General features: G+C 60.3%; 12 protein-coding genes and 1 pseudogene. 4 read left to right on the top strand and 9 right to left on the bottom strand.

The genetic code is table 11. The annotated features are described in order from the left end of the window. Positions 1–7 precede the first annotated feature (7 nt). Positions 8–568, top strand: a complete 561-nt coding sequence (locus tag EOA32_RS01210) for a CpaD family pilus assembly lipoprotein (protein ID WP_063169261.1) — start codon at positions 8–10, stop codon at positions 566–568. A gap of 83 nt (positions 569–651) precedes the next feature. Next, positions 652–2,523, top strand: a complete 1,872-nt coding sequence (locus EOA32_RS01205) for an acyltransferase family protein (protein ID WP_126080682.1) — start codon at positions 652–654, stop codon at positions 2,521–2,523. A gap of 482 nt (positions 2,524–3,005) precedes the next feature. Here the strand turns inward: EOA32_RS01205 and EOA32_RS01200 are convergent, their stop codons facing one another. Further along, positions 3,006–4,145, bottom strand: a complete 1,140-nt coding sequence (locus EOA32_RS01200) for a porin (protein ID WP_126063922.1) — start codon at positions 4,143–4,145, stop codon at positions 3,006–3,008. A gap of 682 nt (positions 4,146–4,827) precedes the next feature. Between EOA32_RS01200 and EOA32_RS01195 the strand changes: the two genes are divergently transcribed. Together EOA32_RS01195 and hemN are read left to right on the top strand one after the other, a co-directional pair. Next, positions 4,828–5,184 (top strand): hypothetical protein, encoded by a 357-nt coding sequence (locus EOA32_RS01195; RefSeq protein WP_024505577.1) that lies wholly within the window; start codon positions 4,828–4,830, stop codon positions 5,182–5,184. A gap of 470 nt (positions 5,185–5,654) precedes the next feature. Continuing rightward, a pseudogene (gene hemN / locus EOA32_RS01190) lies at positions 5,655–6,981 on the top strand (oxygen-independent coproporphyrinogen III oxidase). A 234-nt stretch (positions 6,982–7,215) separates the two neighbouring features. Here hemN and EOA32_RS01185 read toward each other — a convergent pair. The 8 genes from EOA32_RS01185 to EOA32_RS01150 all read right to left on the bottom strand — a co-directional run. Next, positions 7,216–8,859, bottom strand: coding sequence for an MFS transporter (locus tag EOA32_RS01185; protein WP_126063923.1), 1,644 nt, complete (start codon positions 8,857–8,859; stop codon positions 7,216–7,218). Between the two features lie 173 nt (positions 8,860–9,032). Continuing rightward, entirely contained in the window at positions 9,033–10,016 is a 984-nt protein-coding gene (locus EOA32_RS01180; RefSeq protein WP_126063924.1) for a beta-ketoacyl-ACP synthase III, read from the bottom strand. Next, on the bottom strand, positions 10,013–11,278 hold the full coding sequence (locus tag EOA32_RS01175; protein ID WP_126080683.1) for an adenosylmethionine--8-amino-7-oxononanoate transaminase: 1,266 nt from the start codon (positions 11,276–11,278) through the stop codon (positions 10,013–10,015). Before EOA32_RS01175 ends, EOA32_RS01180 begins: the two co-directional genes overlap by 4 nt. Beyond that, on the bottom strand, positions 11,278–11,913 hold the full coding sequence (gene bioD / locus EOA32_RS01170; protein ID WP_063169254.1) for a dethiobiotin synthase: 636 nt from the start codon (positions 11,911–11,913) through the stop codon (positions 11,278–11,280). Before bioD ends, EOA32_RS01175 begins: the two co-directional genes overlap by 1 nt. Beyond that, positions 11,910–13,049: an 8-amino-7-oxononanoate synthase gene (locus tag EOA32_RS01165; RefSeq protein WP_024505572.1), complete on the bottom strand. Its 1,140-nt coding sequence runs from the start codon at positions 13,047–13,049 to the stop codon at positions 11,910–11,912. Before EOA32_RS01165 ends, bioD begins: the two co-directional genes overlap by 4 nt. Then, the gene (bioB, locus tag EOA32_RS01160) at positions 13,046–14,014 is read right to left on the bottom strand and encodes a biotin synthase BioB (protein WP_245454882.1); all 969 of its coding nucleotides are present in this window, start codon (positions 14,012–14,014) and stop codon (positions 13,046–13,048) included. The genes EOA32_RS01165 and bioB overlap by 4 nt, the downstream gene beginning before the upstream one ends. 174 nt (positions 14,015–14,188) lie before the next feature. Next, a complete protein-coding gene (gene nadC / locus EOA32_RS01155; RefSeq protein ID WP_024505570.1) occupies positions 14,189–15,070 on the bottom strand; it encodes a carboxylating nicotinate-nucleotide diphosphorylase in 882 nt (293 codons plus the stop codon). A gap of 1 nt (position 15,071) precedes the next feature. Continuing rightward, a partial coding sequence (locus EOA32_RS01150; RefSeq protein ID WP_128370613.1) for an FAD-binding protein occupies positions 15,072–16,121 on the bottom strand: 1,050 nt, incomplete at its 5' end.

Below are 16,121 nucleotides of genomic sequence, written 5' to 3'. Positions count from 1 at the left end.
TCCAAAGATGTTGCGTTTTATAATCCTCTTTGTCGCTCTGGCACCAAGCGTAAGTGGCTGCACAAGCACTACGCCAGTTGATGTCGAACCATCGGCACCAATGCTTGTCCGAGAGGAGACCACCGTCCTGACGTTGCAAAGCCTGCGCGCTTCCGAACGGCAGCGTTTGCGTGTTTTCCTAGACAAGGCCAGTCGCGGCCGGTTCGATGCCATCCACCTCCTCATCAGCGGTTCGCCCCAGCTCAGCGCAGGGGTAGCCCATCAGGCCAGGCAGTTGGCAATCGAAGAAGACAACATTCAATTGCGCGATCAACACGACGCCGGCTCAGTGCGAATTGAGGCGATTGTCTATCACGCCCGTCCGCCGGTCTGTCCCTCATATGGTGCCTTACCCAATGAAGAATCCTTCAAACAGCCGCTTGGTTGTTCGACAGGACATAACCTGGCCGTGATGGTCAACGATCCGCGCGATCTGCTCGACAATCAGGCCGTCAAGGCCGGCGATGGCGATCGTGCTTCTGTACCAGTTGCAACTTACAGAACATTCGGGACGGATAAAGGTGGCTGATACCGCCCTTATCTCGGCAGCACTCCTACCGGAGATTGAAAGCTTCCAATCGCGTCCTGATCTAAAATAAAAGGAACCGCTGGATGCAATATAGGCGCTATATCGAGGGCCTTAGGGCCGTTGCTGTACTTCCGGTCGTACTCTTTCATTTCGGAATTTCGGCGATCCCGGGTGGCTTTAGCGGGGTCGATATCTTCTTCGTCATCTCCGGCTACCTAACCAGCGGAAGCCTCCTGGATGACCTTGAACGCGGCCAATTTTCCATCGTCAACTTCTACTGGCGCCGTGCCCGGCGCATTCTGCCGGCGCTCGTCTTTGTGATGCTTCTCACCTGCATTGCAGCATTGTTCATTCTTCTGCCACCGGATCTGCGCGGATTCAGTCTTAGCATCATAGCTACCTCGACCTTCTGGTCGAACGTTTTCTTCTGGAAAACGTCAAGTTACTTCTCTATCGATGCCGCGCTTCTACCACTGTTGCACACTTGGCCGCTTTCCGTAGCGGAGCAGTACTACATCTTCGCACCAATCCTGATGTTCCTAATCTATCGCTACATCGGGAAGCGCTGGCTGACGACACTTCTTCCGATAATTCTCTGCAGCTTCGTAGTGGCGGTGATGGCGACATCGCTGGCACCCACCGCCGGATTCTATCTGCTGCCGACCCGAATCTGGGAACTCATGTTGGGCGCCCTGCTCATGCTCAAATGCCCCTCGCCGCTGGGCAACCGATTCCTGATGGAGTCGGTGGGGGTGGCCGGATTTGGCCTTCTCGCCATCGGGTTCTTCGCGATTTCGGCGAGTGATCCGTTCCCAGGCTACAACGCCTTGTATCCATGCATCGGAACGGCCCTTCTGATCTATGTTGGCCAAAATACCCCCTCGACGGTCGCCACCCGCATGCTCGAAGTCCGGCCGCTGGTCTGGATTGGGCTCATCTCGTATTCGTTGTATCTTGTTCACTGGCCTCTCAATGCGTTCGCGCACTATCTTTCGTTCCAAAAACTCGATCCGTTGATGACCGGTGCGATGTTGGTGGCAAGCCTCGCATTGGCTGCATTCTCCTGGAAGTTTGTAGAGCAGCCGTTTCGACAGAAGAGGGCCTTCACCTCCCCGGGGCCTATCTTCGCCTTTTCAGCGCTCGCGATCGTTGTCCTTTGTGCCGGCGGAGCGGCGGGGGCGCTCGGCAATGGCTTTCCGCAACGGTTTCCGGACTATGTCCAGCGGCGCATTTCCGTCGGGGACTGGAGGAATGGCATCTGTTTCAACGAGGGCACCAGCCGGATCGAAAGCTGGAATATGGAGGATTGCACGCGCACCAGCGGTTTTCCAACAACGGTTTTTTTGTGGGGCGACTCCTTCGCCGCGCACTATGTTTCCGGCTTGGGTGCTAACATAAATCGATTGCAGGCGAACATCGTTGAATATACGTACGCCAGCTGCGCGCCGATACTCTATTACTACCCTTACGATCGTCTTGATTGTGTCCGGTTCAATCGCAAGGCCTTGGACGTCATCTTGGAAGCGGACATCAAGACGGTTATCCTCAGCGGTAGATGGAGTGACTATGAGGTCAGAGGTTTCGACGGTCTTCAGCAAACAATCGCTACGCTTCGTGCCCTGGGCGTGCGCGTGTTTGTCATCGGCCAGTCTCCGCAGTTCCCAACTGACGTCCGGAAAATTGCGTTCTTCGCCAAGCGCCAAAATCTGGACGATACGTCCTGGCCGATCGCGATGGACCCCGACATCAACGAACGTGTGCGCTCATTTACCAAAGGCGCCACATTCATCGATCCGCTGAAATTCCTGTGCAGCGCAGGACGCTGCGCCTATTCCGATAGAGGAGAGTTTTTATATTTCGACTATGGTCATTTCTCTTCAGCCGGCGCCACACTGGCAATCTCGAAATACTGGCCGGCTTTTGGCAAGGACAATGCTCTTCCTAAGACGAAGTAGCGGCTCAGCGGCTGACAAGCACCAGTACGGGTCCCAGTGATAGCTCCTGCTTCCGCAGCAGCCGCGACGATGGAGCTGTTCAGGTTTAAGGCCCCCCGATAGTGACCTAGGATGGGTGCTGCCACGCGGCTCGGACTCAGCGTGCATTATCACGTAAATGTTGAGAGAATGAATGGCGCCGCGAAGGGCAATTCCAGCCGTCCAAAGCGACAGGCGTGTCGCGGCCTCGACATTGCAGTGGCGCTTACCTAACACGGCCTCACACTGCCCTCTAAGCGGCCCCGAATTTGAACTGACGGCCCCTGGCCGGTTCATCGGGCAGGTCAAGGGCTAGGTGTAGTACACAGGGCTCATAACTTTCAGTTTCTAGTTGGTACGATGGGCCGTGGACGGTCGATGCAGACTTCAAGATGGCGAACGAAGCTCTCCATGCGTGCGTTGTCGAGGCAAGTGCCTTTGCCATGCTCGCGACTGGAGAGATTTCAAAATGAGCCTTGTAAGCGGAGAATGCCGCCGACGCTGTTCGGCTTGCTCGTGCCCTTGACGGCGGTAGGCTCGGCAGGGCCGAGGCCAGAGTTGCCGTAGTGGTCGTAATCGACCTCGGCTGTGACCGTGAAGCCGGGAACGACCATGTAGGCGACGTTTGCAGCCACACCAGCATCCTTGAGCTGATCACCCGAGACCTGAAGGTTGAACGAAGTTTTCTCGTCAAACTCGTAGGTGGCGCCCGCCCAGAAAGCCCACTGGCCGTTCCAGATTTTGTACGAGCCGCGCCCATGATTGGCAATTGCGCCGTTTGAGTCCTCGTTGAGACTGGCATTGGAACCGTAGCCGAAGAGTCCAAACAGCGACAGCTGGTTTGTGACAGCGACGTCGACGCGGATCTTGCCGGCAAAAGCTTCGTAATTGCTGTCATAAGCCGCGACGCCGGTGATCGAGCCCCAGCCTTGCGTGTATTTCAAGCCGGCGACAACGTGCGGAATATAGCTGTCGATAGTACCGGCTGAGCCCGATCCTTGTTCGAGCGAAATCACAGTCGAAATGCCGTTGCCGGCGTCGAAGTGGTACTGAGCCACGTTGGTGTCGAAGCCGGCCGACGGAACGAGCATACTATCGAGAACGTCGCCAGCGTAGCTTACAAACGTATCGAAGGCCGACCCCTCCTTGCCAACTCGCAGGCCTCCCAGCTCGACCCAGGCAGAAGCCAGTGCGAGGCCGCTGTTGAAATCATAGTTCTGAGGACTGTCATGCGAGTTAGCGCTGTTGCCAAAATTCACGTGGGTTTCGGTATAGGTCGTCAACGCGCCGAGCTCGGTCTGCTGGCCGGTCCAAGTTTTGAACGTGAAGCGTGTGCTGTTTCGCCAAGTGCCTTGGTCCTCGCCAGTTCTCACGTCCGAGGTTCTTGCGCTGTCATACGATCGGACGTCACCCAGGCCGATATCGTAACGGACATAGCCGCCGATGCGCAGGCAGGTCTCGGTGTTGGGAATATAGGAATATCCCGAGCCGAGGACGTCGCAGATCTTGATGTACTCGGCCGGTTCCCGCTCGGCGCCAGCTGCTCGACCGACGGAAACGGTCATCAGAGCAGTTAAGCCGAGAAGAGGACTCTTGATGTACATGTCTAGATCTCCATGAAGGAATAAAAAGGATAGAGGCGAAAGAGCAAGCTTTTCCTCTAAATTTTGTGCGTGTTGTCTCCAATATGTGGACGCCAAAGCGCTTGACACGAGAGGTGAGCCAGCGTAAAAGCCACATGTACTTATAATAGTGTTTTCTGTTAGGAGATTCATTATCGTTTACATGTGAAACACTCCGGTCGGACCGCTGCAGCTCTCCGAAATAGAGCAGCAAGCGACATGCCAACCTGAAGCGTAAATGCGGCCGACACCAAAATCGGGCCGACGCGCCTTCGTCTCGCTGGAATCACTTTTTTTGAGGGTCACTGCGAAAAGCAATGTGCGACACGGTTCGCCATGTTCGATATGTGACAGTCTCGTTTAACAGCGACGGCTTCCCGTCTGACCGCAACGGAGGCCGCGCCATGCGCTACCGAGAAGGATCACTGCGCGTACGCTCCGCAAGGGCTGCGCCAGGAACAGAGGGCGTGCGCGTCCGAGGCGTCGCATGGTGGCCGCAGCACCTTTTCGCCGCTGTAAGTTCGCCGTGCAGGTACATTGCGCGGCCGGAAGCGAGAGGGAGCGCACCCTGAAACGGCTGCCTACGGCTCGCCTCGAGTAATTGGCGATGAACAGCATTCTCGAGAACTTAGTCTCGACGGAAAGAGCAACGAAAGGAAGCCGCTTGGACGAGCACGATCCGAAGGAAGAACCGATCGAGACCATTTTCCGCAACGGCACAATCACTGCCGTGGGTATCCTGCTTGCCTTTTCGCTCGGCTTCCTCACTCATTGGGCCGCGAACCCCTTGCCATGGCAACTCTACGATCTGTTCGCCGTAGTGCCGATCCTGCTCGGCATCGCACTGCAGATGAGAGCGCTGTCCATGCTGCTCGACATGAGTTCCTTGCGGCGCCCCATCTACGAACGCGCCAATCGCATTTTCATGGTCGGCCTCATCCAGACCGCGTGTGGCGTCGGCATGGCCATCTTGGTCGATCTTTTCGGGATATCGGTAGGGGGCACGCTGCCCGGCGCTTGACGACAAGCCACACCGCCGCTCTTCGCTCGAAGCGACGTCAAGCCGGGGAACCTTGTGCACCCCCTAGCGGCGTCCTCCTTTCATCAAATGAGCCGACGTCAGCTTTAGAGCGTCTCGGTGGCTAAAGCCGGTATGGTTTTTCGGCCGGCAGGGAAGGCCGCTGGCTGGACCTGGATGGCGTCTGAACGAGGCTTGACAGGTCCGTTGCGTCGGACATGAATTTCGCATTGCAAAGTTCTTCCGCAGACGCCTCAAGCACACTGCACTGGCGTCACGTACTACTCAGACGTTGAATGCGGCACCGCACCATCACCTCAGGCGCAACCATGGCACGCGCGCTCCCCGGCGTGGTTGACCCCATCCTGTCCAAACGAGACTGCGACATAAGCGGGACGCACTGACTTAGGTCAGAGACCAGGACGAGCGCGCAACGAAAGAATGATGGATCAGCGACGTGGGATGACAGCTCCTTGCACACCTCAATCCTGACAAAGTACCGGGACCCCCGGCCGCCTTGGTATACCATCTATCCGACTGTGCCAGACTTCTCTGCGGCAGTTGGTGCTGACGATTATGAGGAATGGCTGGGGGGCCTCCCGGCCGACGAATCGGTGTCGCTCTATTTCCACATTCCGTTTTGCCGATCCATGTGCTGGTATTGCGGCTTCCCTACCGCGGTCATCCGTCGCAACGGCCCGATCCTTAATTATTTAGCGGTGCTGCGTCAGGAGATCAGTTTGGTGTCGGAGCAAGTGCGGCAAGGGCTGCCGGTGAGCGATGTGCATTTCGGCGCGGAACGCCTCACCTTATCGGGCCAGCCGAGCACTTGGCGCTGATGGAATTTCTACGCCGCCACTTCGCTTTCAGCAAAACTGCTGCGATCACCGTGGAGATCGATCCCCGAACGTTCACACCGGAAATGGCCGAAGCCTTGGCAGCTAACGGTGTCAACCGCGCGAGCATCGGCGTGCAGAGCTTTGATCCCGATGTGCAAAGGCGATCAATCGGATCCAGAGTAAGGTGCAGACGGCCGCTGCAGTCCAAAATCTCCGCCGGCATGGCGTTGGCCATATCAACTTCGACCTCATCTTCGGTCTACCGAAACAGACTGTGCAGTCCTGCATCCAGACCGCGATGGCTGCGGTCGCCATGCGCCCCAACCGGCTTGCGGTGTTCGGATACGCGCATATTCCTTCCGTGATAAAGAACCAGCGCCTATCGAGCAGGCAGGTCTACCGGACGGCGATCTTCGCGCCGAACAGGCTGCAGCTGTCGCCGAGACACTGGTTGGCGCTGGCTACCGGGAGATCGGGCTCGATCATTTCGCTCCGCCGGACGACGAACTCGCGCTAGCGCAGAAGACCGGGCGCGCCTACGGCGTAATTCGCTGGGATACTCGGCCGATACTTGCAAAACGTGATCGGCTTAGGCGCGTCGGCTATTGGCCGAGTCCGCGAGGGGTATGTTCAGAACGAAGTAACACGGGATTCTTACGCCCGGCACATCGCAAGTGGACGTCTGGCGACATCAAAGGGTCACCGTCTGACCGACGATGACCGGGTGCGCGCAGCGATCATCGAGCGACTGATGTGCGATTTGGAGGCCGACGTGCCGACCATCTGTGCCGCCCACGAAATCGAACCAGCTCGTTTTCTCGATTCAGTTGAGAGTTTGGTGACGCTGGCTGAGGAGGGGATCCTGGACGTCGAAAACGGCTTCATCCGCGTGCGGCCGGAGCACCGCTTTGTTGTTCGCGCCGTTGCTGCTGCATTCGATGCTTTTCTCGCGAATCGATGAGTTGAGGCCACGACGCCGAAAGGCATCAAACCTTGTTTGGCGCTCGTCGGCATGGGCTCTCGCAGAAGACTCCGCAAGCGTATGCAGGGGACTTCCACTTGACGCCGCGTTCACCATCATCTCGCCTGGGTGCGCGCGAAAGCGCACAACCCGGAGCACGCTGCTCTCGGTGTGAGGCTGTGCTCTGCAAAGCACCGGTGATCCACCCTGTCCCTGGACAGCAGCTTGATGGCGTCATCTTGGAGGACGAGAAAAGATTGTCGAGGTACGGGTACGAATTGCCTCGGTCGTCCGTTCAATCGAAAGCACTGTCTGCGGAGGCACCTCTCCTTCATGCAGTGACAGGAGATGCTGGGCGACTTCCTTATCTGCTGCGGTGAGTCGATGATTTAGGCGGAGAAAGTCCATCCAGGTGGGGGTGCGGAATGTCTCCGTCCAAAGTGACGGTGTTTGCAGATTTCGCTGGAGCGTCCAGTTTCGTGCACCGGCACGGCTCTGCACGTGTCGCCGCGTGCGCATGGAGCCCAGAAAGGCCTCGATATTTTCCTCCGATATCAAATACTCGACCTTGGCCACGATAGGGCCACTTCTGGGTTTCAGATCGAGAGCCACGTCCGGCGGATGAAAAACTGAACTTTCTTGATCGGTTTCTTCCCAGGGACGGACCGGCAACACGATCCCCGCTGCTGCAACCAGCAACAGAGCGCCTGCGGCGCCCTCCAATGCTAAGGTCAAGGAATAGTTTTGCGCGACAGAACCCCAGATCCAGCTGCCAGCAGCCATACCGCCTGCGCTCAAGGCGTAGTAAATGGAGAGCGTGCGGCCTACAACCCACCTTGGGCTTGCCAACTGCACCGACACGTCAATGCCCGTCCAGGTGATAAGCCAACCCGCTCCGCCGAGCGCCAGCGAAATGGCCGCCACAGGAATCGACGATGTAAGGGCAAGGGAGAGGCAACAGACTGCACAAGCCACAGAGGCGAAGGCCACCAGCCTGTTTTGAGACGTGACCTTCCTCAAGAAGCCGTTGCCCATGCCCGCGATGAAAGCACCCATGCCGAAGCCGGCCAATAAGATACCGTAGACAATTGGCCCACTCTTCAACTGATCCCGGACGACGAGGGGGAGCAACGCCAGAATGGAGATGCTTGCCAATCCGAAAAGAGCGGCTCGGGCGGTCGCTGCCCTGATCTCCAAAGACATCGCAGTAAAGCGCACTCCGTCATGAATTGCCGTCGTCATTCTCTCACGAGGGAGAGGCGAAGAGCGGACCTCCCATTTGGTGCGCCATATCGCGCTTATGGGCGCCAGATCACTCACCGCAGCCAAGGCGAAAGCGGCCAGCGGCCCAAAGACGGCCAGGATCACGCCCCCCAAGGCCGGACCAACGCTGCGCACAATGTTGTATCCGACGGACATAAGCGTCACTGCGGCCGGAATGTCGCGTTTGTGAAGGATATCGCCGACCGAAGCGTGCCAAGCCGGATCATTCAAGGCAAAGCCGCAGCCGGCCAGGAAACCTAACCCGAGAATCAGCCAAGGACTGACAAATCCCAGACCCACAGAAATCATCAGCGTCGTCGACGCCGATGCTATCAGGCAGTGTCCCGCAAACATCACCCACCGGCGGCTGAAGTTGTCGGCAATGGCTCCGGCGAAAACTGAGAGGAAGAACACCGGCAATGTGGATGCGGCCTGGACGAGTGCCACCATGAGGTCGGACGCTGAAATCGTTGCCATAAGCCAACTGATGGCGACCGTTTGCACTAGCCAACCGAGGCTGGAAATCTGGGTGGCCGCCCAAATTGAGCGAAACACCTTGTTTCGAAATGGGGCGAGCGTCTTTGAAACGGGCGGTTGAGGATTTTCGCTCTGCATGAGGTATTGCTGGCCTTCGATGAGCGCTGCGATTTGAGCAAGCGGGTCGATACTTAGACATCGCGGAGCACCGCACGGAACCCAGCTCTATGGAGCTTGCCGGCGACTATTTACGTATTGAGCCATTCTCATAGTCTCATTCATGAGCAGTCCTGTGCGCAAGCATTGCTTTGCTAAATTCCCACCACAAGCGCGCCGCCGCTGAGACCCGCACCCGCTGCCGCCAAGAGGACTTTCTCGCCAGGCCGAAACGGCTGCGCCCGATGGGCCAGCGACAATGAGAGCGGGATCGTCGCGGCGGAAGAGTTGCCATATTCGGCGATCGTCTTGACGATCGAGTGATCAGCGATGCCGAGGTTCCTGCCGACCGCGTCGAAAATGCGCGCATTGGCCTGATGCGGCACGAAACGATCGAGGTCTTGCGGCCTCAGTCGGGCAGCAGTGAGCGCATCTCTCGAGCAGGCGGTCATCATCTCCACGGCCTTGCTGAATACTTCACGGCCGTCAGTGATCGTCATCCGTGTCTGCGCGAGGTCGAGGTCGGCATGGAACGGAGTGTTGCTTCCCCCGGCGGGAATCTGGATTAGCCCGTAGCGCGAGCCGTCGGAATCCACCGAAGCGCCGAGAATGCCTCGATCCGGGTCATCGCAAGGACTGATCACCATGGCGCCGGCGGCATCGGCAAACAGCACGGCGCTGGCGCGCTCGGCCAAATTGATGCGGTGGCTGAGGATGTTGGCGGCGATGACAAGGCTCGCTTTGCCGTGCAGGCGGGTGAACCCGTCGGCGAACATCAGCGCATAGATGAAGCCGGCGCAGGCGCCGGTCAGGTCGATCGCTCCGGCGCGGCCTAGCCCCAGCCGATGTGCGACCAGCGGCGCGCTTGGCGGCAGAAGGTGATCGGGCGTCGACGTGGCGAGCAAGAGTAGACCGACGTCGCCGCGGTCGATACCGGCATTGGTCAGCGCCATGTCGCCGGCAGAGGCGGCAAGGCCCGACAGCGTGTCTTCGTCTGTTGCCCAGAAGCGCGAGCGAATTCCGGTGCGCCGCTCGATCCAGCCGGGCTCAAGCCCGAGCCGGTCTTCGATTTCCGGGTTCTCGACCTTGCGCGCCGGCGCATGATGGCCGAAGCCGAGAACGCGCGACGATAGGTTCATGGCCGCGAGCCGAAGCGTTCGCCGGCCTCCTCTATCGCGTCATAGAGCCCGCCCAATTCGTCGCTGGTGATGCAATAGGGCGGTAGAAGATAGAGGACATTGCCGAGCGGGCGCACAAGTAGCCCCCGCTCAAGGAAAAAAGCGCGCAGTTTTGGCCCGATCTCGGCCAGATAACCGGCTGAGCCGGTGCGTAGGTCGAGTGCCGCGATGGTGCCGGTTGTCCGGCAGTCGGTGAAATATGGATTGACCCGGAAGCGTTGCAGCCCGGCGGCCTGCCTCGCGCTCAAGACCGCGATCCGCTCGGCCACCGGCTCGTCACGCCAGATCTCGACATTGGCAAGTGCTGCCGCGCAGGCGATCGGATTGGCGGTGTAGGAGCTCGAATGGAAAAACGTCTTCTTGCGATCCTCCGAAAAGTGAGCGTGGAAGATGGCATCGGTGGCGATCGTGGCGGCCAGCGGGATGGTACCACCGGTCAGACCTTTCGAGGTGCACAAGATGTCGGGCGAGACGGACGCCTGTTCGCAGGCAAACATGGTTCCGGTGCGCCCCCAGCCGGTCATCACTTCATCGGCGATCAGCAGCGTGCCGGAGGCTTCGGCGATCCTCTTCAATTCGGCAAGAACCCAGGCCGGATACATCAGCATGCCGCCGGCGCCAAGCACCAGCGGCTCGACGATCAGCGCGGCTGCGCGCCGGTCGCGGCTAACGGCCTCGAACCGATCCAGCGTTTCCTGCTCGCGCCCGGCGGCCGGGAAGGGGATGGCGTCGACCTCGAACAGCAAAGGATCATAGGCGGCGTTGAAGACGCCGCGGGCGCCGACGCTCATCGCCCCGATCGTGTCGCCATGATAGCTGTGCTCCATGACGGCGATGCGCGAACGCGGCGCGCCGATGTTGCGGAAATAGCCGAGCGCCATCTTCAGCGCGACTTCGACTGAGGTGGAGCCACTGTCGGAATAGAACACCCGGTCGAGGCCGGCGGGTGCGATGCCGATAAGCGCCTCGGCCAGCCGTTCGGCCGGCTCGTGGGTGAAGCCCGCGAAGATGATCTGGTCGAGGCTCGACGCGGTCGTCTCGATGGCCTTCATGATGCGGGGGTGGCGATGGCCATGGGTGACGACCCACCAGGAAGAAATCGCATCGAGGATGCGGAAGCCGTCGGCCTTGTGGAGATAGGCGCCTTCAGTCAGCACGATTTCAGGGACCGAGGGCTCTAGCGCGTGCTGCGTGAACGGATGCCAGACTCGAGACTCCGCCATCAGTCGCCTCCGGCAATCATGGCCAGGTCGAAGCCGGAAATCATTGCATCTCTCAACGTTTCACCCGTCAGCGGACCGAGGTGCGGCAGCCTGCCCAGCTGCGGCACGCCGCCGAATTCCACGATTGTCCTTTGTGTATCGGCCACCTCTTCGCCAATGAAGGCAATGCCGATGAGCGGGATGGAGCGGGCTCTCAGGGCCTCGATCGACAACAGCGTATGATTGATGGTGCCAAGCGCGGTGCGGGCGCACAGTATGACCGGCAGCCGCCATTGTTCGAATATGTCAATGAACCTTGTCTGTCGATTGAGCGGCACCATCAGCCCGCCGGCGCCTTCGATGACGAGCGGTGTCGGCAGGACCGGAAATGAAAGATCGTCGGCCTCGATCGCGACGCCGTCGATTTCGGCTGATCGATGCGGCGACAGCGGCATCGTCAGTCGATAGACTTCGGGCAGCACGCGTCCGTCGGGCAAGCCGGAAAGCCGGGCGACGACCTCGCTGTCGGTCTCCTCGTTGAGGCCCGATTGCACCGGCTTCCAGTAGAAGCCGTCGAGCAGCCCGGCAAGTCCGGCCGAAAACACTGTCTTGCCAATTCCAGTGTCTGTTCCGGTGACGACGATGCGTTTGGTCATGCTGTGGCCAACACTCCGACGAGAGCCTCGACCATGGCGGAAATGTCGGCTTCGTCGACGTTGAGAGTCAGCGAAATGCGCAGGCGCGACGTACCCTCAGGCACTGTCGGCGGGCGAATGCCGCGTATGTCGAAGCCGCGTGCCTGCAGTCCTGCCGCCACCGCCATGGTGCGGCTGTTATCGCCGATCACAAGCGGCTGGATCTGCGAACCGCTGGGCATCACGCCGCAGCGTTCGGCCAATTGCCGGCTCGCGAAAGCGACACGCTCGTGCAACTGAGCACGACGCATAGGCTCGTCAGACAGAATAGTCAGCGCCTCACGTGCCGCGACTGCCATCAGCGGCGATGGTGCGGTCGCATAGATGAATGGCCGGCACCGGTTGATAAGATAGTCGCACAGTGTTCGCGGTCCGGTAACGAGCGCGCCGGATGCGCCAAGCGCCTTGCCGCATGTGTGGAGCGTGACGATGTTGTCGCGGCCTTCATACGCGGCGGCCAGTCCCCGGCCGTCCGGTCCCCAGACGCCGGTGGCATGCGCTTCATCGACGACGATGAATGCCTGGTACCGATCAGCCAGCGCGACCAGGCTCTCCATCGGCGCACGGTCGCCATCCATGCTGTAAAGGCTTTCGAAGGCGATCCACACCCGCCCCATGCCGCCTTCGGCGCGCCAGCGGGTGATTGCGTCCTCGACAGCGTCGACGTCGTTGTGCGCGGCCAGCTTGAACTCAGCGCGCCCGGCCTGGGCACCCTCATGCATGCTGGCATGAGCGAGCTCGTCGAGGACCAGCAGGTCGCCTTTCTGCGGCAGGGCCGTCAGCAGAGCGAAGTTGGCGATATAGCCGCTGCCGAAGAACAGTGCACGCTCGGCTCCGAAAAATGCCGCTGCGTCCGCCTCCAGTTGCTCATGTTCCGGTGCATTGCCGCGCAACAGCCGCGATCCGGTGGCGCCCACTGGCGTGCCCCGCGCAATCGCCGTCGAAACCGCATCGCCCAGTCTTTTGGAGGCGGCAAGTCCGATATAGTCGTTCGACGAGAAGTCGAGCCCGGCGCGCGGTGCGAGCGTCCGCAACCGGTCCTTGCGCCCCAGTCCCCGCAAGGTTGCGTCATAGCGGGCAAGAATTGCCTCCTTCATTGCGTGGCGAGTTCCATAGGCTCAATGCCGAGGCGCCGGAACAGAAGGGTATCCTTGTCCTCGCCGGGATTTCCCGCCGTCAGCAGCGTGTCGCCGACAAAGATCGAATTGGCCCCGGCAAAGAAGCACAGCGCCTGCGTTTCGTCGCTCATCGCCGTCCTGCCGGCGGACAGCCTTACATAGGATTTCGGCATCATCACCCGCGCGAGCGCAACGATGCGGACGAAATCGATCGGATCGATGGCGTCGGCCGCGGCAAGCGGCGTGCCTTCGATGGGAATAAGCATGTTGATCGGCACGCTTTCCGGCGGCTCGGGCAGGTTCGCGAGCGTGACCAGCATGTCGATGCGATCGGTCTTTTCTTCTCCCATCCCGACAATGCCGCCGCAGCAGACTTTCATCCCAACCGCGCGCACGTGCCCAAGCGTTTCCAGCCGGTCGGCAAAAGTCCTGGTTGAAATAACCTCGCCATAGTAGCGCTCAGAGGTATCGATGTTGTGGTTATAGTAGTCGAGACCGGCCTGCTTCAGGCGAGCAGCTTGCTCAAGATCGAGCATGCCGAGCGTCATGCAGGTCTCCATGCCGAGGGCCTTGACGCCCTCAATCATGGCGACCACAACCTCCATGTCGCGCTCCTTGGGACTTCGCCACGCCGCGCCCATGCAATAGCGCGTTGCGCCGCCATCACGCGCCATGGCCGCTTCGTCGATGACATGCTTGACGTCCACCAGCTTCGACGCCTTCACACCGGTTTCGTAATGCGCAGACTGGCTGCAATAGCCGCAATCTTCGGGGCACCCGCCGGTCTTGATGCTAAGGAGCCGCGACAGCTGCACTCGGTTTCGATCGAAGTTCTGGCGGTGGATCGTCTGAGCTAGGAACAGCAGATCGTTGAATGGCATGCCGTAGATGGCCTCGGCCTCTTTGCGGTTCCATCGCGGAGGCGTTCCATCGACCGATTGCATGGTCTGGTTCACGTCGAACTCCGAGTTCATTCCAATCGTCATCGTCAAACCTTTGTTTGCTAGTCCGGTACGCCTTCTTGGCTTTGGGGCGCACTCGCTAAAGGCGAGCTGCGGCACGTCTTTCCAGCACCTCCTACGCCTGCCGAGCTGATGTTGCTCCTCACGCCGTAATCCTCAGTTCAAGTGCTTGCAGATGTTCTGGTGGTCCGGCATGTCCAGGCCGATGTCGAGGATCGGGGCGCTGTGCGTCAGCCAACCCATGGAGATGAGATCGACACCGGTCGCCGCAATCGCCGCCGCCGTTTTCGGCATCACCCGACCGGACGCCTCGGTGATCGTACGGCCATCCACTATAGAAACCGCGCGGGCAAGATCCTCGACCGACATATTGTCGAGCAGCACCGCGTCAACACCAATCGCGAGCGCTGCATCGAGCTGCTTCAGCGTGTCGACCTCGACCTCGACCTTCACCATATGCCCTGCTGCGGCGCGCGCCCGCTCTATTGCTGTGCGGATATCGCCGGCGATCGCGATGTGGTTGTCCTTTATGAGCACGCCGTCATCGAGGCCGAACCGGTGATTGGCACCGCCGCCGACGCGCACGGCGTATTTCTCCAATGCCCGCAGCCCGGGCGTCGTCTTTCGCGTCGATACAATCCTCGCCTTGTGACCGCGCACGGCCTCAACCATGGCCGCTGTGGCAGTGGCAATGCCGCTCAGCCGGCATAAGAAATTGAGGGCCGTGCGTTCGGCCGTGAGCAGGCCTCGTGCGGGTCCGGACAATCTTGCAATGGTTTCCCCGGCCCCAACCTCGCTGCCATCAGGGCGCCAGATCTGGATGTTGATCGCCGGTTCCACGAGAAGGAAGGCATACGAGACCAGATCGAGCCCGGCAACGACGCCCGCCTGCCTCGCTTTGAGCACCAACGTGGCAGTGCAATCATACGGGATAACCGCATCGGTGGTCAGGTCGCCGGATCTGCCCAGGTCTTCGAGGAGCGCAACGCGCACAATCGGTTCGATCAGGGTCGCGGGGAGGGGGGAGAATGAAGTCATATCAAGTGCTCCGTATGGTAGCCCGGCAATCGAGTGCGGCCGCGGCCCGCATTGCGCTGTGCAGTGTCAGCCGTGATGGGCGCACGTTGGCATCGTGGAGCGGGAAATCGGACCGACAGTGCGCGCCTCGACTCTCTTCCCGCCTCAGGGCCGCCGCGGCGATCATCAGTGAGACCAAAGCCGGACCAGAGGCAGCGACACTATTGGCTGCGATCGGCAGCAGGGTCGCCACCGCTTCGCGCATTGCCTCGCCGTCGCGGATGATACCCAGGGCGGCGGAGACAATCGGGCGGACCACGGAAGCGTCTGGTCGTGGAGGGACGAATGTGGAGCATCTGCGCGGTCGCCGGGTATACGACGTGCCGGCAACGCTTTCGGCAACCCAGCTCGCGGTGACCGCCGCTTCGGTGAGCGAGTTGCTGGCCAGGCGGTTGGCGCCGTGCAGGCCGGTACAGGCCACCTCACCGCAGGCCCACAATCCCTCGATGGAGCTGCGGCCGGCGCTGTCTACGGCGACGCCGCCCATGTGATAATGTGCCGCCGGGCGCACCGGGATCAGGTCGGTCGCGGGGTCGATTCCTGCGCTCCGGCACAATTCGGCGATGCCTGGAAAACGCTTGCCAAATCTCGGGCCGAGACTTTGCCGTGCGTCCAGGAATACGCGGCGTCCAACGGCAAGCTGGTGCCAAATGGCGCGCGCTACGACGTCGCGAGGCGCAAGTTCACCGCCAGGTGTGTCGGCGAGGAAGCGCTCTCCTCGCTCATCGATGAGCACCGCGCCTTCGCCACGCACGGCTTCGCTCACCAGCGGCATCGGCCGGCGCGGACCGTCGAGCGCAGTTGGATGGAACTGTATGAATTCCAAGTCGGCGAGTTCCGCCCCCGCCCATGCGGCGAGCGCCAGCCCGTGACCCCATGAGCCAGCGGGGTTTGTCGTGTCGCAAAACAGCCCGCCGACGCCGCCGGTCGCCAGCACCGCGCGACGCGTGGGCAGAGCGAGCGCGCCGGCTCGTCCTGCTGCGACCACGGCGATGACCGACCCGTCCTGCAC

Origin of the sequence: Mesorhizobium sp. M1A.F.Ca.ET.072.01.1.1, assembly GCF_004023325.1 — a bacterium.
Lineage (GTDB): Bacteria > Pseudomonadota > Alphaproteobacteria > Rhizobiales > Rhizobiaceae > Mesorhizobium.
The sequence above is the reverse complement of the archived record's forward strand: the minus strand, read 5'-3'. Positions and strand labels throughout refer to the sequence as shown.